Annotated in this window: 20 protein-coding genes and 2 pseudogenes; 15 read left to right on the top strand and 7 right to left on the bottom strand. The window is 40.0% G+C overall.

What is annotated here, in order from left to right; translation table 11 throughout:
- Positions 1–371 precede the first annotated feature (371 nt).
- The 4 genes and pseudogenes from PUQ00_RS10415 (at position 372) to PUQ00_RS10400 (ending at position 5,514) form a co-directional block, all read left to right on the top strand.
- Positions 372–1,283 carry a DUF5677 domain-containing protein gene (locus PUQ00_RS10415; protein WP_300415823.1) on the top strand — a complete coding sequence of 304 codons (912 nt, stop codon included), beginning with the start codon at positions 372–374 and terminating at the stop codon, positions 1,281–1,283.
- 174 nt (positions 1,284–1,457) lie between these two features.
- Positions 1,458–1,748 (top strand): type II toxin-antitoxin system prevent-host-death family antitoxin, encoded by a 291-nt coding sequence (locus tag PUQ00_RS10410; RefSeq protein ID WP_300415821.1) that lies wholly within the window; start codon positions 1,458–1,460, stop codon positions 1,746–1,748.
- Positions 1,729–2,028 (top strand): annotated as a pseudogene (locus PUQ00_RS10405) (Txe/YoeB family addiction module toxin). Before PUQ00_RS10410 ends, PUQ00_RS10405 begins: the two are co-directional and overlap by 20 nt.
- Before the next feature lie 342 nt (positions 2,029–2,370).
- The gene (locus tag PUQ00_RS10400) at positions 2,371–5,514 is read left to right on the top strand and encodes a plasmid replication protein, CyRepA1 family (protein WP_300415819.1); all 3,144 of its coding nucleotides are present in this window, start codon (positions 2,371–2,373) and stop codon (positions 5,512–5,514) included.
- Positions 5,515–5,625: 111 nt separating this feature from the next.
- On the opposite strand, the pseudogene PUQ00_RS10395 reads toward PUQ00_RS10400, so the two are convergent.
- Positions 5,626–5,931: pseudogene (locus tag PUQ00_RS10395) on the bottom strand (DUF2470 domain-containing protein).
- A gap of 253 nt (positions 5,932–6,184) precedes the next feature.
- On the opposite strand from PUQ00_RS10395, the gene PUQ00_RS10390 reads away from it, so the two are divergent.
- Positions 6,185–6,937: a metallophosphoesterase family protein gene (locus tag PUQ00_RS10390; protein ID WP_300415818.1), complete on the top strand. Its 753-nt coding sequence runs from the start codon at positions 6,185–6,187 to the stop codon at positions 6,935–6,937.
- A 137-nt stretch (positions 6,938–7,074) separates the two neighbouring features.
- Here PUQ00_RS10390 and PUQ00_RS10385 read toward each other — a convergent pair whose 3' ends face one another.
- Complete coding sequence (locus PUQ00_RS10385) at positions 7,075–7,938, bottom strand: M48 family metalloprotease (RefSeq protein WP_300415816.1); 864 nt, start codon at positions 7,936–7,938, stop codon at positions 7,075–7,077.
- A gap of 379 nt (positions 7,939–8,317) precedes the next feature.
- Between PUQ00_RS10385 and PUQ00_RS10380 the strand changes: the two genes are divergently transcribed.
- The gene (locus PUQ00_RS10380) at positions 8,318–8,848 is read left to right on the top strand and encodes a DUF4330 domain-containing protein (RefSeq protein ID WP_300415814.1); all 531 of its coding nucleotides are present in this window, start codon (positions 8,318–8,320) and stop codon (positions 8,846–8,848) included.
- Between the two features lie 201 nt (positions 8,849–9,049).
- Here the strand turns inward: PUQ00_RS10380 and PUQ00_RS10375 are convergent, their stop codons facing one another.
- Positions 9,050–10,042: a zinc ABC transporter substrate-binding protein gene (locus PUQ00_RS10375; RefSeq protein WP_300415812.1), complete on the bottom strand. Its 993-nt coding sequence runs from the start codon at positions 10,040–10,042 to the stop codon at positions 9,050–9,052.
- Between the two features lie 483 nt (positions 10,043–10,525).
- On the opposite strand from PUQ00_RS10375, the gene PUQ00_RS10370 reads away from it, so the two are divergent.
- From PUQ00_RS10370 to PUQ00_RS10340, 7 genes are all read left to right on the top strand, one after another.
- The gene (locus PUQ00_RS10370; protein ID WP_300415810.1) at positions 10,526–10,795 is read left to right on the top strand and encodes a hypothetical protein; all 270 of its coding nucleotides are present in this window, start codon (positions 10,526–10,528) and stop codon (positions 10,793–10,795) included.
- Entirely contained in the window at positions 10,789–11,124 is a 336-nt protein-coding gene (locus tag PUQ00_RS10365; RefSeq protein ID WP_300415808.1) for a hypothetical protein, read from the top strand. Before PUQ00_RS10370 ends, PUQ00_RS10365 begins: the two co-directional genes overlap by 7 nt.
- Before the next feature lie 461 nt (positions 11,125–11,585).
- A complete protein-coding gene (locus tag PUQ00_RS10360) occupies positions 11,586–11,936 on the top strand; it encodes a YtxH domain-containing protein (RefSeq protein WP_300415806.1) in 351 nt (116 codons plus the stop codon).
- Positions 11,937–11,947: 11 nt separating this feature from the next.
- A complete protein-coding gene (locus PUQ00_RS10355; protein WP_300415804.1) occupies positions 11,948–12,487 on the top strand; it encodes a DUF948 domain-containing protein in 540 nt (179 codons plus the stop codon).
- 389 nt (positions 12,488–12,876) lie between these two features.
- Positions 12,877–13,686 carry a TPM domain-containing protein gene (locus PUQ00_RS10350; RefSeq protein ID WP_300415802.1) on the top strand — a complete coding sequence of 270 codons (810 nt, stop codon included), beginning with the start codon at positions 12,877–12,879 and terminating at the stop codon, positions 13,684–13,686.
- Positions 13,687–13,899: 213 nt separating this feature from the next.
- Positions 13,900–14,529, top strand: a complete 630-nt coding sequence (locus PUQ00_RS10345; RefSeq protein ID WP_300415800.1) for a precorrin-8X methylmutase — start codon at positions 13,900–13,902, stop codon at positions 14,527–14,529.
- Positions 14,530–14,629: 100 nt separating this feature from the next.
- On the top strand, positions 14,630–16,024 hold the full coding sequence (locus tag PUQ00_RS10340; RefSeq protein WP_300415798.1) for a right-handed parallel beta-helix repeat-containing protein: 1,395 nt from the start codon (positions 14,630–14,632) through the stop codon (positions 16,022–16,024).
- Between the two features lie 162 nt (positions 16,025–16,186).
- Here PUQ00_RS10340 and PUQ00_RS10335 read toward each other — a convergent pair whose 3' ends face one another.
- Both PUQ00_RS10335 and dapB read right to left on the bottom strand, forming a co-directional pair.
- On the bottom strand, positions 16,187–16,870 hold the full coding sequence (locus tag PUQ00_RS10335; protein ID WP_300415796.1) for a phosphate ABC transporter permease: 684 nt from the start codon (positions 16,868–16,870) through the stop codon (positions 16,187–16,189).
- 32 nt (positions 16,871–16,902) lie between these two features.
- Entirely contained in the window at positions 16,903–17,739 is an 837-nt protein-coding gene (dapB, locus tag PUQ00_RS10330; RefSeq protein WP_300415794.1) for a 4-hydroxy-tetrahydrodipicolinate reductase, read from the bottom strand.
- A gap of 939 nt (positions 17,740–18,678) precedes the next feature.
- Here dapB and PUQ00_RS10325 point away from each other — a divergent pair.
- Entirely contained in the window at positions 18,679–18,942 is a 264-nt protein-coding gene (locus PUQ00_RS10325) for a tyrosine-type recombinase/integrase (RefSeq protein WP_366145951.1), read from the top strand.
- Positions 18,943–19,011: 69 nt separating this feature from the next.
- Entirely contained in the window at positions 19,012–19,716 is a 705-nt protein-coding gene (locus PUQ00_RS10320; protein WP_300415792.1) for a hypothetical protein, read from the top strand.
- On the opposite strand, the gene PUQ00_RS10315 is transcribed toward PUQ00_RS10320, so the two are convergent.
- A complete protein-coding gene (locus PUQ00_RS10315; protein ID WP_300415790.1) occupies positions 19,702–22,020 on the bottom strand; it encodes a pentapeptide repeat-containing protein in 2,319 nt (772 codons plus the stop codon). The two genes, PUQ00_RS10320 and PUQ00_RS10315, sit on opposite strands and share 15 nt — an antisense overlap.
- Positions 22,021–22,035: 15 nt before the next feature.
- Positions 22,036–23,727 carry a putative Ig domain-containing protein gene (locus PUQ00_RS10310; RefSeq protein ID WP_300415788.1) on the bottom strand — a complete coding sequence of 564 codons (1,692 nt, stop codon included), beginning with the start codon at positions 23,725–23,727 and terminating at the stop codon, positions 22,036–22,038.
- Positions 23,728–23,732: the final 5 nt, after the last annotated feature.

Raw genomic sequence — 23,732 nt, 5'->3', positions numbered from 1 at the left:
TTTGACTTTGCCACTCTTCAGATGTACGGAGCTTGTTCAAAACTCAAATAGGATTCCTATATATCTATGCTTAACTGATAGTCCACGAAAAAAATTTAGAAGTTTTACGTGCTATTCAGCAATGATTTCACCTAACAGAATATAAATCTAGTGCAGCACCAAGAAAATTAATTGCGATCGCGGTTTCAAGGAAATCAACGCTGAGGTGTTGTACGCCGCCAAGAAAGCCGTCGGGGTGTAGTTTTGGGTTTAATCGAGAAGATTGAGGGGTCAGGAGTCATGTATGCTCTTTACCCTCATATTTTTTATTTTAATTAGAAAATATGAGAAAGGTTAAATTGAACTAACAAAAATTTACCAAAGTAATAAGTATGAATTACTCAGAACTATTAGATATTTTTAAGTCATCTCTCTTTCTAACTAATCAAGTTTTTAATTTCTTGCATAAAACTTATGAAAATTTAGATGATAAAAATAAATTAAGGCATCATATTTTATATAGAATGAAGTCTACTAGCACAACTATTTTTCATATCTTAACTCAAAATATTGACAACCAAGATTTTGTTGATTTTTCATCGGCAGCAATTTTAACAAGAAGCATAATTGAGTCTTACAAAACGTTTTATTATTTAACATCTGAAGCTGGTATTGATGAATCTGAATTTAAATTTAGATATCTCATATTTGAATCATATGATATTTTTGAAAGGCAAGATATGATTAGGGGCTTAAAAGCAGGACAAATAGAGCCAATGATAGATTTTCAAGAGCTAGATGAGCAATTAGATAAATTAAAAATCAGTATAAAGAACAATAATTTTTACAAACAGATAAAAATTATTAATGAACAAAATAAAAGATATGAAGATATTAAGGATAAAAATTTGTTTTCTTGTAACTTCAAGAGTTCTGTAGCTAAAATAAATGGATGTTTTATAAAACACAAAGATGTACTTTTAAAAAGATTTATAGAAATAAACCCTGGATGTGAACAGGACAAAGAAAAGATTAACAAAAGATACGATTTTTTGTATAAGTATTTATCCAATTTTGTCCATATAAGTCCCTATTCCATTTCTCAACCTTCAAACTCTATTTCAATAGATGATTTTAAAAAAGTCATTCTTCCTATTATATTTTATTTGAATATTGCAAATGAAGACATATTAGCTGCTTTTCCAGAGCTAGAAGAAGAAATACAAGTGGAAAGCAATTATCCTGATATTTTTAAAGGATTAGAAGAATTTATTCAATTTCTGAGATGTGATATTATAAACTAATCTTGATTCAAACTGAAGCATATAAACCGCTCTAAATAAAGCAATATATGGCGAACTTAAGCTAGTGATTCTAATTTTAGTTACTTTTATTACATTGCCGAAAGAATGATCGCGCCTCCAACTAGTCAAGCTATTATGTTCTGTAAAGCCTACAGCATTAGGAAATATCCCACCATGTCCAACCAGACAAACTTGACTGATGCTCGTAACAACCTAGCCGAACTCTGCGCTCAAGTAGTTGCAGATAGAGAAGTGGTAGTTATTAACCGACAAGAAGGCGAAAGCGTCGCCCTAATTGCTGTTGATGAACTAGATAGTTTACTAGAAACATCTTATTTACTTCGTTCACCTAAAAATGCAGTCCGTCTGTTAACTGCTTTGGAAAGAGCAAAAGCTAGAACTTTAAAACCTCAAAGTATCAACGAACTACGTCAGGAGTTGGGTGTTGACGAAGAAGAAGGATGAAACCCAACTCCAAGAAAATAAAGTTCGAGATGCTGTATTTTATCCAGAATTTCGGGAAGACCTCGCCTATTAGGTAGAGACAAACCGTAAAACTGCGCTTCGCGCTTTTAACTTAGTTGAAGCGATTATGCGAGATCCTTTTACAGGTATTGGCAAACCTGAACCATTGAAATACTTAGATTCAGATGCTTGGTCGCGGCGACTTACTCAAGAACACCGGATTGTTTATCTAATAAGTGATGACCGAATTGATTTTCTTCAAGCTCGATATCACTACTGAAATAGCACATAGCTACAAGCGAGTGCGTGTCTATGATTCGTGACAAAGCTCGTCTTGTAAAATATTACCATATAGCGATCGCTGCGGCAACCTCCCAGCGATCGCATTCCTTAACCAATAAATTTACTGATAAATAAAAATTAATCGCGAACAAATATCACAATACAAAATTATTACTTCGGGAATCTAATAGGGAGAATAACGCAGTAGAGTCTTAACCGATGTGTCTCCTGTAACGAAGTAAAAAAAGCATCATTAAAGACTCGCAATTTCTCTTATATAAAAAAAGCAGATGCGTGTTAATGTTTTAATCTCATTGACTTTCTCTTAGCGTCTTTCCCTATGCATCTGCACTATTTACACCCTCAACACCTTGAAGAATTAGTCAAGAGTAGTCGTATAGACTTACACTTAGTGCAACTCAATTTTAAGTCACTCCAAGGCGTAACAGCTTATGAGTATCTATTGATTTCTGAACTACTCCCCCGCACCAATACCGGAATGGTGAAAAGTGCATGGTTGCAGCGTTATGCTCATATTACTGAAGGTGGTTGGTGGTGTTCGGGGCTAGACCCTTTGAATAATTGGCAAATGATGGAATGGGGATGCTTTAAGCCAAACCAACCCCGACAGAATCACAATGGTAAGTCCATCAAATACGAGCATCCCCCCAGCACGCCAACGCGAGTATTTTGTTTGCGGGTAACGCTGCAAGTGTGGCAGCAAGTGGCTGGACGTTACAATCTGGTCATGCCTGAGAATATTACCATTACTCCTGATGGTGAAGCTGGAGGCTTTTGGCAATGGGTGATGCAACAGAACATTCCCCTCGTTATCTGCGAGGGTGTGAAAAAAGCAGCCACACTGTTGACGCAAGGATATGCAGCTATTGCCATTCCCGGAATTACCAGTGGTTATCGTGTTGTCAAAGACGATTTTGGTAAAGTTACCCGTCGTCAGCTAATTCCCGATTTAGCAGCGTTTGCAATTACAAAGCGTAGCTTTTATATTTGCTTTGATTTTGAAACTCAACCTAAAAAAATTGCTGCTGTAAATAATGCAATTTCCCAGCTTGGTTGTTTATTCCAGCAAAAAAATTGCACTGTTAAAGTCATCGAATTTCCAGGAATGGAAAAAGGAGTTGATGAGTTTATCGTTGCGAAAGGTGCAAGTAGTTTTGATAAAGTTTATCGTCAAAGTGTTGATTTAGAAATTTATCTTGCTCAAACCAAACCCCACACCGAGTTAAGCATTCCTGCTGCACTCACCTTGAATCGCCCTTATATAAGTGAAATACCTTTCCCCACCTCTGGATTAGTAGGAGTCAAATCAGCCAAAGGAACGGGTAAAACGACAGCACTGCAAGCCGTTGTTCAGCAAGCAAAAAGTAGAAATCAACCTGTTTTGTTAATTACTCACAGAATCCTATTAGGACGATTTTTGTGTGAAAAAATTGGTATTCAATGGGGAACACATAAAGAAGATGGGGAGAAAAGGATTGATAAAACACTTACCCCTGCTCCTCCCATCCTTCGCTCTCTCTTTCCTCAGCACTCCCTTGGCTTGTGCGTTGATTCGATTTGGAAACTGAACCCCGAAAATTGGCGGGGAGCAATAGTAATTTTAGATGAAGTCGAGCAATCTTTGTGGCATCTATTAAACAGTAATACTTGTAAACACAAGCGTGTAAAAATATTAAAATTATTCCAGCAACTAATTTCCACAGTTTTAACAACTGGGGGGTTAGTAATTGCCCAAGATGCTGATTTATCAGATGTGTCACTTGAATATTTACAGGGATTAGTAGGAATTAAATTAACACCTTGGGTGGTTCTCAACCAGTGGAAACCTCAGCATGGTTGGGACGTAACTTTTTATGATTCGCCGAATCCAACACCGCTAATTCACCAACTAGAATTGGATTTACTTGCTGGACGTAAATGTTACGTTACTACCGATAGTCGCGCTGGGCGTTATAGTTGTGAAACAATTGAACGTTATCTGAAAGAGCGGTTACAAAAATTACAACGGCAATTTCCCAAAACCTTGGTAGTTAGTAGCCACACTACAAACACACCTGGCCATGAAGCGGTTGATTTTATCGCCGCTATCAATCAAAAAATCTCTGAATATGACGGCGTTTTTGTTACGCCTAGCCTTGGTACGGGAATTAGTATTGATGTCCAACATTTCGACCGAGTTTATGGCATTTTTCAAGGGGTAATTCCTGACTCGGAAGCAAGACAAGCATTAGCGAGAGTCCGGGATAATGTTCCGCGTATTGTCTGGTGCGCTAAACGAGGTATTGGCTTAATTGGTAGTGGTAGTACAAATTATCGCTTGCTATCTGATTGGTATCAAGAAAATCAAAAAGAAAACTTAGCTTTGCTTAGTCCACTACATAAAATAGATGTGGATTTACCTTTAGTCCATGACCCAATTCATTTGCGAACTTGGGCCAAGTTATCTGCACGAGTAAATGCTTCTATCCGCCTCTACCGTCAATCGATGCAAGATGGTTTGATTGCTGATGGGCATCAAATTCAGATGCGGAGTAATGCTGTTCATAATAATATTATTCGAGATTTACGCCTGGCCTTTCTGGCAACTGACGCTGATGATTTAGCTACCCGCAGAAGATTAATTTTAGAAATTGTCAAAGTTCAAAAAGATTGGGCGCAAAGCCGTCAAAAAGCTAAAGAAATTAAACGCAAAATTAAAGATATTAAGCAGCAAAATCAACTATCGCTAGCAACTGCTGTCGCTAATGCTAAAGATATCGATTATGTAGAATATGAGCAGCTATTAGTGAAGCATTCCCTGACTGATGGAGAACGCAACCAAATCAATAAATATGTTCTCAGACAAAGATATGCTGTAGAAGTTACTCCTTGGCTAAAATTGCAGGATGATCACGGATATTATCGTCAACTGTTAATTCATTATTATCTAACTCACGAAAGCGAATATTTTCACGTCAGAGACCAGCAAGAATGGCATCAGCAATTATCTTGGGGTGAAGGGAAAGTTTTTCTACCAGATTTAAAAACTTACACGCTCAAAGTTGAGGCGATGAGAGCATTAGGAATGCTTCAGTTTCTCGAAGTAAAACGAGAATTTAGCGAGAGTCATACAGATTTGATATTGCTGAAAAATGTTGTTTTTCAGCATAGTAAGCATATCAAAAGAGCGCTTGGTATTAACTTAATCGGGGAGAAAGAGCAGGTTTCGGCAATAAAAATACTCAGCCGACTGTTAAATTTGTTGGGCTTGAAACTAAAGCGGATAAATGAAGTTTATCAAATTGACCTAGAAACGCTTGATGATGGGAGGGAAAGAATATTTGCAGTTTGGCATCAACGGGATGAGTTGATGTTGGCTCATGTTAAGAGCGTTGGCTATGAGTTGCCTGATTATTTTTCAGATTGGAAGCTTGAAATTATCCAAACCAAGCCTTATGTCGCAGTGGTCAATATCCTACCCTAATATCTAGTGGTGATCCATGTCATGCTTCAAAAATAATATGTTTGGGTTAAGGCTTGCTCTACTTAGACTTAAACGATGTCTTACTATTTAGTCATACAATTATGCCAATTTCTACTTTGCCTTCAGCCGCGCCTGCTTCACCATCGCAATTAGAGTTTGATGGGCATCTTCCGCATCTGCTAAAACATGATCAAACTGAATGCGAACTGGCACAGCTTCCCCATTCACTTGCGCTGTTAAATCCATACCTTGTGCATCAATTGACAGCATTTGTGCTGCCATGTCTCCGACGGGCTACGCCTACGCATCTGTGATACCGCCAAAAGCCTTAGCATAAATAACTATGGCATCACTATGATCATCATTCATATGTTTGCAGATGCGCGAACTAATATCAGCAGACAAATCCTTAGACATTGTGAGATGGAAAATAAGCAATACAGTAACAGCTTAAATTTTAAGCTAACAACGTGAATAAAATTTGCTGATTTTCTTTTTTAGCACTCAAAACTATATATATTACCCCATCCCCATCATAAATTATTTTTATTACTGGGAGAATAATTAAATTAAAATAAAACTTGTTCAGTATTTTTACCTTTCATTGCGGAAACCAGAAAGCTTAAACTGTAGCAGAAGTATTAGCCAAAACTATTGAAGCTAAGAGACAATGAGCGAAATTAGCCCCAGACGAATTGTAATTGGGGATGTGCATGGTCACTATGAAGGTTTGATGACATTGTTGGAGGCGATCGCCCTCACCTCAGAGGATCAAGTCTATTTTCTGGGAGACTTAATTGATCGCGGGCCTCATAGTGCACAAGTAGTTAATTTTGTCAAGCAAAATAACTACCCATGTTTGCTGGGAAATCATGAGCAGATGTTATTAAACATTCTGACCAATGAAAGAACCTCCTCCCCGACGATGCAAGCATGGCTGTATAGTGGAGGGCAAGCTACCGTAGCCAGTTACCACCAGGCCACAATCCCCGACGACCATCTGGATTGGTTCAAGAGTTTACCTACATATCTGGACTTGGGGGATATTTGGTTAACTCATGCTGGTGTTGACCCTTCCAAGTCGGTGACAGAACAAACTGCCGATCAACTGTGTTGGATACGAGAGGAATTTCATAGTATTGAAAAACCTTACTTCCCAGATAAGCAAATTATCATCGGTCACACCATTACTTTTACTCTGCCAGGTGTTTCTCCTGGTAAACTGGCACAAGGACAGGGATGGCTAGACATAGATACAGGCGCTTATCATCCCCGAAGTGGCTGGTTGACTGGACTGGATGTCACGAATAACTTAGTTTATCAAGTTAACATTTTTAAAAATTATCTCCGTGTTTTGCCCTTAAAAGATGTAGTGATCCAAGTTGATCCAGCCAAAATCAAAGTTGATCGCCGCAATTATTAGAATTGAGCAATATTTGAGATGAAAAGGAGTAGTGCTGTTAGCTTTCTTCGGCGCGTTTAGCCTGTGCTGAGTGGGGAATCTCACTTGTTTACTCAGAATTTTTAATTGAGAACTGGGAACTGTTTTCCCTAATGCCCTCAAGACCTCGCTAATGATCGAATATTAGCTTTATAACTACCATTATCTAAGCCATATTTTCCATTACTAGGTTGAGAGTTAATTGCAACTCTGAGGGCATCAATGCGATCGCTAGTTCCGGGGTGCGTACTCAAAAATATCGGAGCAGAACCACCCTTTTTCAGCAGCTTCTGCATAAAGGAAACCATTGCAGACTGAGCATAACCAGTGCGTGTCAAAGTTCTTAACCCTCTTTGATCAGCCTCAAATTCATTTTTACGACTGCGTGGTAAGTCTCGTGCTAACTGTACACCAATTTGCACCGCCGTACTCCGGTCTAAGCCAGCAGCTGTTAATAGGCCACTTTCGAGCGCTTTTTGCTGCATCTGTTTGACTACGTGTTTTCCGCCAATGTGACCAATTTCATGGGCGAGTACACTTGCTAGTTGCGCTTCATTGTCTGCGCTTTTCAGCAAACCCGTGTGGACATATACATAGCCACCTAAGGTAGCAAAAGCATTAATAGTGTCATCCTGAACTACTTGGAAGGTATAGGGGAGATCGGGGCGATCGCTATTAGCTGCTAAACGCCGGCCAACTTGGGTTACATAGCGATTAACTTCGGGATTGTGGTTAAGCCGGACTTGACTGCCGACTAATTCCTGATTAATCTGCTTACCAAGATCAACTTCTTGGTTAGGGGATATATTAGAAAGCTGAAATGCCTGAAATCCTTGGAGTAGAAGAGGCAAGAAGTCTAAAGTTCTTCCAGGCAAGGGTGTACTCAGACACAAACTCAGGGCGACTACCACTGAAATTAAAGGATAAAACCAGCGACGCCGTGACACACGGTAATTTGCCAAAAAACCTTTCCAATTCAACATAATCTGCACTGAAGATAATTTTCGGAGAACATAAAATGATCAGACGGTTTTAAATCATTCTAAGTTGCATTCTTAATTCAAGACCAAAGTGGTTGTTATACAACCAATCCTTACGCAAATCTAACGAATTGTGGAGGACTAGGGATTCCCTCTAGGGATAGGCTTAAACACTAGATTTTACGTTCTGGGTGCGTCAGTCATAACAGGCAAAGTTTGAGAGTCATCTACCGCTACTCCCAACTTCCGAACTCGTGATAAACTGTCGCATAACCGCAACGCCTAGCCGCTTTGAGTTATTACCAAATAGGTAAAATTGCTATTCCATCGAAAACCTTCTTGCTACAATCAATTACTTCGCTATTACCTCGGAAAACTTTTTATGGCTATTTTAGATTCAAAAGGTCGTTTGTTCGGTAAAATTAACCTCCTAGATTTAGGTGCTGCGCTGGTAATTCTGCTAGTTATATTTGGCATCTTTGTCTTTCCTGGCACTTCTGGTTCTGTTGCCCAAGTCGGAGCAAAAACAGTACCCATAGAAGTAGACTTAATAGTTCGTGGTTTGAATGTACGTGATCCTGAGCAATTATTTGACAACGGCTTAAAAAAAGGCGGTAAAACTAATGTAATTATCCGTAATCAGCCCTATGGAGAAATAGAGATTAAATCCATTCAACAGCTACCTAGAACAATCAATATTCCCCAACCTGATGGCACTGTTAAAGAATTGCCAGACCCCAAGACCAACAATTTTAGTACAGATATGCTTTTGACCCTAGAAGGTAAAGCCCAACGCACTGAAAACGGACTAGTTCTAGGTAGCAGTAAAGTGAAAATTGGTATGCCATTTGAGTTGGAAGGTTTTAACTATAACTTCAATGCAACTGTTATTGATATCAGATTCGAGAAATAACATTCACACTTTCTTTGATATATTTCCCCGTTTCTGACAGGAGAAGCAACAAAGAGCCTGATAAACTTAAAACCTCAGCCCCAACCCCTCTCCGTGAGTTCGGAGAGGGGAGATAAAGCATACCTTTATGGGAGTGACGTTAAGCTGTACCTGATTCTTAATTAGGAAACGCTATATCAGATTACTGAATTGGGGTTATAACTACTTAGTGGCTTTCGCTTCAAACATTAAATACGTCCCTCCTAACCCTTCTACAATTGTGCGTGTATTGGCAATCATCATTTTCTGATAAGTGTCCCCCTCGCTTCCTGGTTCACCAAGTCCCTCAGCATACAACTTCCTCTCAGAAATTTTTACTTTAGCAACTCTTGCTACAGATTGAAGCAAATTAGGGTTAATTGCCGCCTCAGTAAAAATTGTTGACACTTTAGCCCGTTTAATATTTGTTACCAAATTTGTCACTTGTGTAGCCGTCAGGTTTTCGTCGCTACTAATACCTTGCAATCCTCCTGCTAGTGAAAGACCATATGCTTTGGCGTAATAACTCAGTGCATCAGAGGTTGTAACTAACTTGCGTTCTTTAGTAGGAATACTGGTAATTGTTGACTTAATCCAGCTATCTAGTTGAGTCAGTTCATTTGTGATTTTTTTGGTATTGCTGGTATAAGCTTCTGCATCACTAGATTCTAATTTTCTCAGGTTACTATTAATTACCTCCACCATTCTGATCGCATTTTTGGTATTGTGCCAAAGATGAGGATCAGTTACATTTTTACCGCCTTTCGGAAATTTTTGTGGCTTAGATACTGCAAGTTGGCCAACGGCTATTTTCGGTGCAGTATTTTTAGTCGCTTTAATTAATTTGATCAGATTTGGTTCTAAATTGTAACCATTATAAAGAATAAGATTAGCTTTCTCAATGGCTTTACGATCTTCCGGTTTTGGTTTATAAAATTGGGGGTTGGCTGTAGGGGAAATTAAGCAGGTAAGGTTAACTGTGTTCCCGGCAATCTGTTTGGTTAAGTCACACAGTACGCTTGTAGTCGCTACAACTTGGGGAAGATTCTCATTTACCTGAGTGCTAGTCTGAGTGAATGTGGTTCTTGCAGCTTGATTTCCACACCCAACAAATCCAATCGTCAAGGCAACAAGAATAGCTCGGAACGAATTATTTGATGGTAGCTTTTTTGACATCCTTAACTCCTACTGGATGTATTGAAAAAATAATCATTATCAGTAACGAATTAGTTAAATTCTGGGAGAAGCCTTGAACAAGGAACAGGTTAAAGGTTAAGGGAAGAGGAATTAATAAACTCTCTCCTTTCCCACTTTCCCTTTCCCCAGACCACATCCAGCTATTTTTGCTTGGTAAACCACTCACTGGTGAGGCTTTTGCAGGCAAAATGTTAGTTAACTTTATACGACAGACTGGAAAACTGGTAGAGGTAGAAGCACAATAATAAAGGCGATGCTGGCGAGCCTCTGGTAAGGAGTGTAGTGTAGTTCTCTCACCGTCGGGTTGAAGGGGCTATCCTATTCTATTGTGCTTACACGCCACAAAGGTCGCAAATCGACTAGGATTATCAGGTTAAGGAGTGGAACGTAGCAATGCTGGGGCTTATTGAGCATACAGGTTGATTTCGCAAACCTAGTCGTGAATCTAAGGCAATTGTAACTGTGGTTTTGCGAGGTGTGGGCATATGGTTGTTACAAAATTGGCGAATTGGCGATTTTTTAGCCATCAGCCTTTGTTACACTAATTTTCATCTAGTAAAGCCTTTCAATAGCGATCGCGAGCATTATCTAACTGCTCTATATTGCCATAATCCCGGCTGTACTTTGTGCCATAATTTTTATCCTTTAGTTTCTTCATCATTAAATAAGAGCCAAGTCAAATATATAGAACAATTCCTCAAAGCTGATATTGGTGAAGATAAACAATGGTAATTTTAGTTATCCTCGTTAACACCCTCATTTCGCTGATACTACTTTATGTGGCTTGGCGAGTGTGGCAACTCAAGCAGCAGCTAGTATACATAACAGATAGGTTAACCGTCTATGAAAGTTGTACCCATGCAGCACTGAATAAAACACCCGAAAATATTTATCTCAGCCAGGAGAATATTTATAACTTACGGCAGAAAAATCAAGCTCTACAAATGCAAATCCAACAAGTGCAGCAAATTATCAGTCTACTTTTGCTAGGACGGCAAATCTGGCAGCGTTATTTTCGTAAACTAGAGTTAACATCTGGGAAAAGAACTGTTGCAAAATGATTTCTGTCAGGTTCATGAACATTAGACTTATCCGGAAATGAGAACTTTATTTGGCTGAAACCTAGCTCTGGAGAGGGTTTTAGAGGTTCCTGTTTTATATAAGCTAAAAAGCCAGCTATGTAAGGGTTTCAGCTATTTTGAGGTTTATTTGTGGATAAGTCTATTTATAATTAGGGCTGATGCGAGGACACCGGAATGTGGTGACACAAAGAGAAGTCTAAGCGGCGATTTGGGACTTAGAAGCCCGCCAGAAGGCTTACCGGAGGCATAAAAACTTTGACAGACACGGGGAGTTTTGAATTATAAGTAATTAATGGTTTTGATATCTAATGAATAAAACCTGAATAAAAGCAACATTTCTGGCTGATATTTTGTCACCATAAATTAACTGAATAAAATCGGCAAAGTCTTACAAGGGGAGAAAATCCACCTAAAATGGGTGTAAGGAGAGAAACAACAAGATGTCTAATAACCGTTCTGGAGTATTTATTGGCGGTTTGATGCTGGGAGCTACCATCGGTGCTTTGACTGGTTTGCTTGTGGCTCCACGCACAGGGCGCGAAACGCGTAAAATTTTGAAAAAATCTGCCAATGCTATCCCAGAATTGGCAGAAGATTTATCAACGAGTGTGCAAATCCAGGCAGATCGTCTCTCTGCCAGCGTACTGCGAAACTGGGATGAGACTTTAGATAGATTAGGAGAAGCGATCGCAGCAGGTGTGGACGCCAGTCAACGGGAAAGCCAAGTCTTAAAGCGACAAACATCTGTTGAAGACTCAGATTCTCTTCCCCAGGAATTAGAACGCTCATAAATGACACAACCGTGATTGAACCCCTGTTTTGGTTGGGACTTTCCTTACTCTTAGTCGCCACAAGCTTGACTGCGGTTTTAGTGGCGGCAATACCGGCTTTGCAGGAGTTAGCACGCGCGGCTCGCAGTGCAGAAAAGCTATTTGATACACTCTCACGCGAGCTACCGCCCACTCTAGAAGCTATCCGCGTGACTGGTTTGGAAATCGCTGACTTAACTGATGATGTCGGTGAAGGTGTAAAAAGTGCCAGTCAAGTCGCCAAACAAGTTGATCAAAGCCTTGACAGTGCAAGAATTCAGGCTCAAAATCTGCAAGTAGGTACACGCAGCATCTTTGTTGGCGCGAAAGCTGCTTGGAGAAACTTCACACGCCAAAAACCCGCGAGGCGAACAAGCGACCGCACCCCCAGCAATGAAAAACCACCACTAACGTTGCGAGAACGAGAAGTGCTTAGGCAAGAAAATCGCCGAATCAAAGCAGAAGTATACCGCGCTAATGACGGTTACAATGACGCTGCTAGCTGGGAAAACAATTTTGATGATGAAGATTGACTAAAAAAGGGGCATAGGGCATAAGTAGCTACACAAAAATATTTATGTCATTGCGAAGGTCGTGAAGCAATCTCAAAGTCTTGCGATTGCTTCTCTACCAGACGCTACGCGAACGTTCCGCTATGCCCCACTCGCAATGACAATGTATATTTAATTTTGCACAACTACTTAAGGCATGGGAAGAGACAAGGAAAAGGGCGCAGACAAAGAAGAAACTTGTTCAATAATCCTCCCTTGTCCCCCTTGTCCCTAATCTTCCCACTCCCCAAGCTTTGCTTTGATCCCTTAGATTAGAGTAAAGTAAACAAGTGTAAAGAACTATCACTTTTCCAGTACTGTTTTAAAACAACTTCTTTACTTTTACCGTTGATATTTGTATAAAAACGTCCATGCAATCTTGTTTTTGGCGACGAATTCTGTTATCCATTGCAGTATTTTTCCTGGCTGGGTCAATTTGGGTCATGCATTCTCCCCCGGCACTGGCTTATGACAATCCTGAGTTACTCCCTGACACCTTTACCCCAGTTGTAGACTTAGCAAAATCTCTTCCTGTGCTGCAAGAACAAAAGCTTGTCCAAGAATTAGAGCAGTTTGAAACCGATACGGGCTGGAAACTGCGAGTATTGACCCAGTATGACCGCACCCCAGGTCGGGCAGTCATAAAATATTGGGGTTTGGATGACAAAAGCATTCTACTAGTTGCAGATTCTCGTGGCGGTAACATCCTCAGTTTTAGCGTCGGCGATGCTGTTTATGAACTTTTACCCCGGACGTTCTGGATAGAACTGCAAACCCGCTTCGGTAATTTGTACTTTGTCCGCGAACAAGGCGAAGACCAAGCCATTCTCCAAGCCTTAGAATCGGTTAAAGGCTGTTTACTCAAGGGTGGTTGCAATGTTGTCCCCGGACTACCACGAGAGCAATGGATTCTCACCTTGATTAGCTCAGTTATTGGTGGGGTGATTTGTGGATTTGCAGCTCAACCCCGCGATAAAGGACAAGTTTTTGCTTGGCAATGGGCTTTAATTTTCTCACCTTTGTGGGGAATCTTATTTATTGCCTTTGGTATTGGGCCAGTGGTGACACGCACAAGCGACTGGGTACCTCTAGTTCGCAATATCTCTGGGTTTCTCATCGGCGTCTTGGTTGCCTACCTATCTCCTATTTTCAGTCGCCCTTCTTCCAGTAATGAGTTATGAGTATCGAAGATTTGAGTGGTTCAAGCCGCACTCAAACTTCTCGCTGAGTTATGAGTTGATTAAAAACTTATAACTCTTAACTCCTAACTCTAGCCCTGTCAAGGTGGTGGCAAGTATGCTGACTGAAACCTTCCTTTGTCATAAAGTTAAATCTAACTGCTAACTCTCTGAAGCTGATAAGCTGAAAGCTAATATTTGAGAAGCTCAACCAAAATGGAATGGCACGTAACTGATGCTCAAAGTTTAGCAATTATTGATAATGAAATTGAGGCTCATGTTTTTTCACCCGCAGAGTATGAGATTGTGCGTCGGGTAATCTACGCCACGGCTGACTTTGAGTATAAGTCTTTGATTCGCTTTTCTGAGCGTGCCTTGCAAGCTGGAGCAGCAGCGCTAGCAGCGCGTACCACGATTGTGGTCGATGTCCCGATGGTACAAGTAAGTATTGCCTCCGAGATTCAAAATACCTTTGCCAATCCGGTGTATTGTAGTATGGAAGCTCTGACACGCCCTCAAAAAGAAAAAACTCGCGCCGCATGGGGAATAGAAACCTTAGCAAAGCGTTATCCAGAGGGCATTTTTGTGGTAGGTCAAGCGCAAACAGCACTAACAGCACTGGTGGATTTAATTGAAGCTGAGGAAATTAGACCTGCTTTGATAATTGCGACTCCAGTGGGATTTGTAAATGTTGATGAAGCGAAGGAGCGCTTACGAGATTCTTTAGTGCCTCACATTACAATTGACAGTCGCAAAGGTAATGCAGTTGTAGCAGCTGCGATCGTTGATGGATTGGTAGACCTGGCATGGCAAGCCTATGGACAAGATGGAAATCGGGGGAGTTAGAAAAGTCGGCTTTCTCGTACCTTTTATGCTAAATACTATTTATAAGTATTAAATATCCTGATATTTTTGTTAAGTAGTGCCGATAAAGGAGCCTTTTCTTGTGGTAATTCAAGGTTTCAGTTTAAGCGCATATCTGGCAATTCCCGTGATATTAAGTCTTTTGGCTACGGGAGAAAAGATAAAAGTATCTTTAGTTGAAAACGTCCGTCAGGTATCCACTACCAGCCGCGAGCTAATCAGCACTAAGGCGACTCCGAAAACATACTATGTTAGTGGTACTGGAAACGACGAAAATAGTGGAGTTTCTTCTTCATCCGCCTTTAGGACAATTCAAAAGGCGGCAGATATGACTAACCCTGGCGACACAGTATTGATTATGAACGGAGTATACACAAATTCACCTAAAGCTGGGAGTGTAGTAAATATTAAACGTTCTGGAAATGCAAAAGCATGGATTAAGTATAAAGCATATCCTGGGCATTTCCCAAAAATTCAGCACAATACATGGAACGGTATCGTGGTTTCAAATGGAGCTTCATATATCGAGATAAGTGGGCTGGAGGTCATAGGGAACAATGCCAATGTAACTCTTGATTATGCGATGAGTCAGAAGACTAATAAACAAAACCCACTGACGAACGGAAACTGTATAAGCATTGATGGACGAACTAATGGTCATGTTCATCACATCCGTATTTTGAACAACAAAGTGCATGACTGTGGAGGAGCAGGTATTTCAGTAATCGGGGCTGATTATGTGAAGGTGGATAATAACACTGTGTTCAATAATGCTTGGTACTCAGTTTATGGTTGCAGTGGCATTTCAATGTTGAGCAATTGGAATTTTGACGACAACCGGGGATACAAGATGTTTGTAACTAACAACAAGAGCTACAACAATCGTATGTACATCCCTTGGATTGAAGTCGGAAAGATCACAGACGGTAATGGCATTATTATCGATAGTTCCAAAAATGATCATAACCCAGAATTGGGTGCATATATAGGACGTACTTTAGTAAAAAACAATCTGACATTTAATAATGGTGGTTCAGGTATTCATGCATTTTTAAGTGAGCATGTTGATATTGTAAATAACACTGCTGTTTTAAATAATCAGAGTCCAGAAATTAAAGGTGGGCAAATCTATGCTCATACGTCATCTGACATCAAGATTCTAAATAACATTCTCTATGCTTTTCCTGGTAAGGATATTAATATTAACATTAGAAATCAAAACGTTACTTATGATTATAATATCTACCTGAATAGTTCTAAGATAAGTGTTAAGGGTTCTCACGATATTGTTGCAGACTCAGAGTTTTTAAGTAAGCATCCCACTCTAGAAAAAATATCTGGCGATTGGAAATCGCGGCTAGATAAACAAAATCCGCCAAAGCGGACTTATGTAGAGTCTAAGTCGGCAGGTTTTGTTTGTGGGACAGTGATTTATCGTTTGCAAGGAAAACTCATCAAAGTGGGATGTTCTCGTTAGTAAAAAGGCAGGAAGTATAGGGTACTTGTAAAACCTCACCCCAACCCTCTCGGTGGGTTCGGAGAGGGAGCAAGAATCTTTTTTCTCATCTAATATATTTGCACTCATTGAGATGCTCCCAGCCCATACTGATTACATCCTGCTGCCTGCTTCACTTCTTCTTCAATCCTCTACTCTACGCCGCCGACGCGGCTTTTGTTGTTGGTCTTCACGCAAGCGACGACCGATTTCGTTAAAGAAATCCCGCCGCAGATAAGGATAATCGCTGACCCACAGGTCACGATTGGGAAAGTATATATCGCTGAATTCTTCAATACTGCTCAAATCTGAGCGATTTGACATAACTACCATTTCTGCAATTTGGCCGCGAGTAATAACTTTGTAGGCAGAACGTAATGGCGCTACAAACTCAATACTAAATCCTGTGTCATCACCCACCTCTAAGTTAATCTGTTTTTCTCGGTTTTCTACAATTACCAATTCGCCTTTGTTGTTGACTGTTTCGGTTTTACCCATCAGCTGGTCTGTAATCCACCAATCTAGCACTCGACCACGGAAAAAGCCGCCGTACTTATAACGGCGGCATTGCAAATTCCGCATACTTGCTTGAAACACCGGATACCACAGCCAAAAAAAAGCGCTAACTACCCCCAGCACAAATACTATTGAAGCAAACTCAAGCTTGAAAATGAATGTCACAAGCAAAATAACAACTACGGCAACTACAGAAATTAACAGCCGTTGCAAAAAATTTGAGAACTTCCCCCAGTAGTACTTGTACTGCAAACCAGTGGCAATTAGGGGGACAACTTGTTCAAATTTCTGGCGAGTCAGTGGTACTAACATGAGTGCTGAGTGATGAATGCTGAAGAATTGGTTTAAAGTAGCTTTTCTAATCCATATACTAACGACTTTAGCGCTAAGACTTTGCGAATCGCTAATAGCACTCCTGGCATATAACAAGCGCGATCGCTCGTATCATGTCGTAAAGTATAAATCTGTCCCGGTGCGCCAAAAATAACTTCCTGATGGGCAATCAATCCTGGCAAGCGAATGCTATGAATTCTAATCCCTTCTTCTGCTATACTGCCCCTGGCTCCTGGTAATTTCTCCGTTTCTTCTACAAGAGCAGGGTTAAAAGTTTTACCCAATTCTCCTAGTAACTGCGCCGTTTGAATGGCAGTACCACTGGGAGCATCAGCTTTTTGGTTGTGATGCAGTTCGATAATTTCCACATGGTCAAAATATTGGGAGGCTATGACTGCGGCTTGTTGCAACAGCACCATGCCAATGGAGAAGTTAGGAATAATTAGACAACCAGTGCTAGCTTTGTCGGCAAAGTCTGCCAACTCTTGAATTTGTTCTGGACTTAACCCAGTGGTGCCCACTACAGGACGAATGCCGTAAGCGATCGCACTGCGAATATTGTCATAAACTGAATTGGGATGGGTAAAGTCTACAATCACCCCTGGAGGAGACTGTCTATCGCCAGCCACATACCCCAACATCGGTTCTAATTGATTGGTAATTGGCACTTCCAGGGGTTCGCTTAAACCCGCCAACTCTCCAGCATCTTTATCTTGATGTTCGGGACTGTGGTCAATTGCACCCACTAGGTTTAAGTCAGGCGCAAGCGCCACCGCTTTAACCACCTCACGTCCCATTTTACCAGCAGCACCGTTAACAATAACCGGGATAGGAGCTTGATTCGTCATAGGTCGAGAAATACTTTTTGAGTCAACAAGGGAATTGTAAAGACTTTGGTGATCTAGTAGCTAGTTTCTCAAATCTTTGGCTTAATTCCGACTACCCTGATTTGTGCAGCTAATCGCTCAGTTTTTCTATTCCCCAAAGCACATCGGTTCTCATTTTCATCTCACTATCTTAGCCAGTAAACCGTTTTATTTTCCCTACTTCATTTACCACACCTTCAAAAATAATCCCATGCTGTCCCTGATAAAAGCTATCAGTCTTTTTTTGTCAAGTCTACTTGAGTATTTGTAATATTTCTGTTAAATTTATTTACATAACTTAGCAAAGACCTAACTTAACTATATAACTGGTGTTAGCTAAGAAAAAAAGATTTCGGTATCGCTATATCTAATCGACATTTGGACATCTCCCATCTACCTCGGCTATCAAGTCGGGGTTTTTTGTCTTCTCAATTAGCCATTCTTTAGTCATCTTTGAGATGACTTGGCGGGTGATGCTTCAGGCGTGAGATTGGAAATTACGTATTTGAATAATTGTGGAATATTGGCTTGACCACAAGTCCGCCTCAGAATTCATTCTGAGGCTTATAGCTCAAGTCAGCTCAACCCGGATTTCTCACAAAGCTTGAAGAAATAGGGGTCAAAAACTGCCAAAATGCATATTGCACAACAATTCCACCGGTTTGAAGTATGGCCCCAAATAAAAACGATTGTATCCCGGAACAGTTTATATTTGAATAAGTAAAATCATGTCCAGTGGTAGTTAATTTAAAGGGTGAGCCTGTAACATTAGACTTATCCGGAAATGAGAACTTTATTTGGCTGAAACCTAGCTCTGGAGAGGGTTTTAGAGGTTCCTGTTTTATATAAGCTAAAAAGTCAGCTATGTAAGGGTTTCAGCTATTTTGAGGTTTATTTGTGGATAGGTCTATTTGATGTAGGATTAACCTTAATTGCGGAAGTGGACAGAAAAAGAGAAATAACATCGCGGCTGGCATTTCCAAACACATGACCCCTCACAAAATCCGTCACAGCGGCATTACTGACAGCCTTGAGGTATCAAATGAGGACTACCGCAAAGTGCAAAGTCTCAGCCGCCACGCCGACCCCAGAACTGTGATGATTTACGATGACAACCGCAAACAGTATCAGGCGGAACTTAGCAGCAAGCTGGCTCAACGGGTGGGCAAGCGCAAGTCTTCATGAAGTTTTTGTAGGTTTCAACACATTTTCAAAGGACTTTGTGAATAGTTTTAACAAGTAAATATTGAACTCATGCTCACTCAATCAATCACCCCTATTCGCTTGCTGCGGGATTCATTAATATCAGTTATACCAATTTATACTTCACTACTTGTCTTTATAATTCCTGGATTCATATTTTCTTTATTGCAATTTGTAATTCCTAAAATATGGTTTACTGTACTAGCGAATTTATATTTTTTATCTATAGGTACTATTTTTAATGTAGCGCTAATATTTTTTGCATATAAAAAATTAAATCAAGAAGAAGTCACTATTTATCAAGCCCTGCAAAAAGCGACTGAGAAGTTTTCGGAAATCCTTATTTTCGAGATTTTCCAAGTTTTATTGCTATTATTCTTCTTCCCTCGTTTATACTTTGGGGACTATTTAATTATCATTAAAAACTATCCAGCACCAGATGCAGTACAACGATGTTGGTTATTAACAAAAGGTTATGGGTGGCGAATTTTTGGGAATTTATTAATAATAAATATCATCCAGCAAATATTAAATTTTATCGGTAGCTTAATTACTGCATCCATATTTGGAGTTTCAGTTTGGGAAGTTAATAGTGATGCACTATCCGCCACTAATGCGGCATTTATTGTTAATAATTTCTTCCAAATACCTATTTATTACTTCATATATAGACCATTATCTAAAGTATTCGTGACATTAATGTTTGTTAGATTATTAGCTAGAGATAAAAGAAAATTAGGTTCATCTGTTATGTAGAGATTGCATATAATAAACAAAATCAGCAAATTCACCAGGTTCAAATATCTCACCATAATCTCTAGGATAACGAAGAGGATTGGGATTATCTGGTGTCTCCAATTGTGTATAAATATAATCGCACTCTACCCCGTCAAGCTTAGTTGAACTTATAATATTACAGTCTGGAATATAAGCGCCAGTTAAACAAGCACCAGTTAAATTTGTTTGTTCGAGTTGAGTTTTGACGAGCTTTGCTCCAGAGAGATTAGCATCTTGCAAATTAGCGTAACTTAGGTCTGTACCAATAAAACTCGCATCTGCCAAATTAGTACCAGATAAGTTTAGACCGCGCAGGGATAGGTCATCGAAGTTTTTGTCCTGTCCCAAGCCTGTTATTATTAATTGTCTTATTTGTGAAGACTTAAAATAACTTTCTCTAACATAGGCAAGTTCGAGTTCTTTCGTATGAAACCATGAAGTACGTGTAAGGTTAGCATCACTAAAATCTACGCTTTTAACCTTTGCCTCAGAAAAATTGGCATCAGTTAGATTAGCCCCTCGAAAACTTGTACCCTTCATCCAAAAACTCGTAGCAGCAACGGCAGCATTCACAACGAAAGTATATTTCTCATTTCCGTTGATGGCTTGCCAACCTACGTATACACCTAGTCCAGCAATGCTTGTAAGTATCAGCGCACTCCCAGCAGAATTAAGTTCTGTTTGTTGATTCAGGATTAAAAACAAAAACCAAATTGGAATCCAACATAAGCCTACTGTTAAAGCCAATGCTTTATTGACAATCTTACCTAAAGCTATTCCTACAGCTTCAGCCAGAATCAAACCCACAGCTGCAACTAGAACACAAATAATAGCCAAAACAATGTCTCTATTCAGATCAAAACCTTTTGAACTGAATACGGACTCAAGCCATGCCTTAAATTTAGCATCAGGGACACCAGAGATTTTCGTTGTAGAATTTTTGAAACCGAATATTATTAACCAACCAAAAAATCCAACAAACACGCCTGAAGTTATAGTCAAGCGAGTACCCCATTTCCCAAGAAAACTTAAAGCTCCTAACCTAGCACTACTACAACCAATCATCAAGGCTATAATTCCAGCTATTGCTAAAATTGTCTTTGTAACCCAATCCCAAATAGAGGGTAATCCTATGGCTGCACCTAGAGCTGAGGTACCTGTTACAACTAAAGTGACAGATCCTAAGCTTGTCTCAATACCTTGACGGAGGATTACAACACAGATAACCGCAAACAGTAGAAGCGCACTTATAGCAAAAATGTAAGTTGCTTCGTTAATAGGAGTTATGAGAAAGGTTTGTAGGTAATACCCCATAATGATTGCGCCAATGCCTGATGAGAGCGATAACAGCATTGAGCAAAATATTAACCACATTTCTCGATAACTTTGCAGTCCTGCGGTGGTATGTGTAAAGTTAGTACCAACAAGAATAGCATCGGTAAAATCTGCACCTCGAATATTTGAATAGCTAAAATCTGCACCCGTTAAATCTTGCCCTTTAAAAGATTTACCCTGCAAATTCGCACGGCTGAAATTAAGAGTGCGTTCCGAACGCAATGCATTTAACCTTGATTGGACAGGTGTGGGAGTGGGCAACCTTACACCTGCAATTCGGATTTGGTTATCTGCACCCACCAATTCCTTCAAATGCGCGGTTGCTACTTCAATATTTCCACGCACAAAAGCTGCTATACCGCGAGCATACGTTAACAAAGATTGAAACTCAGGCAGTGACAATGCTAAATTCTCCAACAAAGACAACATACGTAGAATTTCAGCCGGATTATCAAAATTTAGCTGAGAAAACGTTAATGCTAACTCGTAGGTGGTTTTGTGGGGACGAGTGTAGGCTAATGCTGCCCATCGCTGCGCTTTTGCAAAATTTTGAATATAAGGCTCGTCACTCTGCAAATGTTGACGAATGTGGTCTAGTAAGAAATTTGATAACTCTTCAATTCGTGTTTGACCAAAACAATCATCTTCTTGCAGACGATTTAGCAACTCGCTTCGCACCGTTGCGTCCATCTGGTATAGTTCATACCCAACTTCGTTACATAGGCTTGAAAGTAACAAATCGGCTACAGCAAACCAAGGAATATTTAGGGCTTGACCACGGATATCCTGCCGAAAGTTAATCCACAAAGAGTAAAGTAGATCCGAGGTAAGTACCAACGGCAAAGCAGCGTGATATGCCAGCAGGAGATGTGCTTGACCAAAGCGTTTTTCAAAAGACGCAATCCGTCGAGCAGCAATACCGGGTTTTAGGCTAGAGGTAACTGTCATACAACCAATTTATTTTCAAAGTTTCGATACCCCAAAATGTCCAGATTGACCGCGTAGGACAGAAATCGCACTATATAAGCCTTGGCGACTTAATTCAAACATCGCCACCAATCGAGCAATTTCACCTGCGGTAGTGCCAAACCAACGATAACGAGGCATTGGATTGAGCCAAGCAATATGACGAACCTGCTGTCTGAGTTGCTCTAAAAACTGTGCAGTTACTTCCCTTCGCTCTGGGTTTAACCCACCTCTGGCAGCACCGGCATCGCTAAATATCAAGGCAGAAGTATAGGGAAAACGCAGGCTGTTTAAAATATCGTCAATTTTTTCTGGCATTTGATAGTAGCGATCGCGGTAAAGGTAATCAATTGGACAATTATGGAAGTAATAAATATTTGTATCTTCCAAACGTCCGCCTCGGATGGCAGTTTCTGCTAATTGGTGCGATAAATTTTGAAATGGCATCATCGAACCATCTTGATCGATAAACAGCAACAGCTTACTCCGGTTCACACGACGCGGCACAATCACAGGTTCAACCAATACTCCCTGTCTGCTAATCTGCTCAATTGTTGCCTCGACATCAAGTTCTGTTGGTACTCCTTCTCGAAGCATACGGCGTAGATAACGCCAACTCTGTTTCATTTGGCGACGGGTTAGTGGAGGATATTCAGTTATTTGAATAAAGCGGTTGAGAGGTTTTACAGTTTCTGCTTGGGAAGTTTTTTGTTGAGCTTCTAGTACTTTTTTCTCGTTGTTTGTATTTCCTAAAGCTTCAGATGAACTTTTCTCTGGCGTTATATTTTCTGGCTCAGAAGGTAGGGAGTTTTGAACAGCATTAGGTTCTGTATTTTCCCTTAATAAAATAATACAGGCAATGGCGAGAGTAATAGCAAAACCCATAAAGGATGGTGATTCTAGTATAAAAAGCAAGATTGAAGTTTCTTTGACATCGCTATCTACCTTAATCTCGAAATTCTGCGACATCATAGCGCCGTGGTTATCGGTTACTCGAAGCTCTACAGAATAACTTTTTGGTTTCTTTTGAGGTGATTTTCCATCTGATGAAACTGCTGTTTCATCTTTGCAATTACCAACATTGTTTCCTTCAATACCAGATAGTGTAGCTGTTCCGTTTTGATCATTTTTAAAAGTTAACCACGAAGGGTAGCGTACCGCCTCTATTGTGACAATATCACCTTTATCAACATCATGAGCCTTGATAATATATTTGTAAGGGTTTCCTTTTTCGATCTGCGTCTCAGGTCTGCTAGTAAAGATAGGGACGTGATTTGAATGCCAAACTCTGACAGCAATTCCGAATATAAGAATAAAAATTCCTACTGGAATTACATAATCCCGCAGTAAAATCAAATACTTATAAATTTGGAAGGATTTATGCCCTTCTTCAGGAGTATTTTCTTTTGGAGATTTTTCAAAGATTAAAGTAGACGAAGTGAGCAGTATGGAAGGGTTAATTGACTCAATATTAGGAAAAATAATTTTTTCAAAATGATAATCAAATAATTGTTTATCTTGTTTCGATTTAACCCATAGAGTACGGCATAATCTAGCTAAGGCAGCTTTGTTTTCAATGCCATAACCTGCTTGCAATGCCTTTAAAACTGCTTGATAATCATCTACTCCAAGCGGTAATCCAGCTTTGCGTAATTGAGTAAATAGTTCTAGGAGAGGAAGATTATCCATTTAGG

Source organism: Nostoc sp. S13 (assembly GCF_029379315.1).
In the GTDB taxonomy this organism is placed as follows: domain Bacteria; phylum Cyanobacteriota; class Cyanobacteriia; order Cyanobacteriales; family Nostocaceae; genus Nostoc.
The sequence above is the reverse complement of the archived record's forward strand: the minus strand, read 5'-3'. Positions and strand labels throughout refer to the sequence as shown.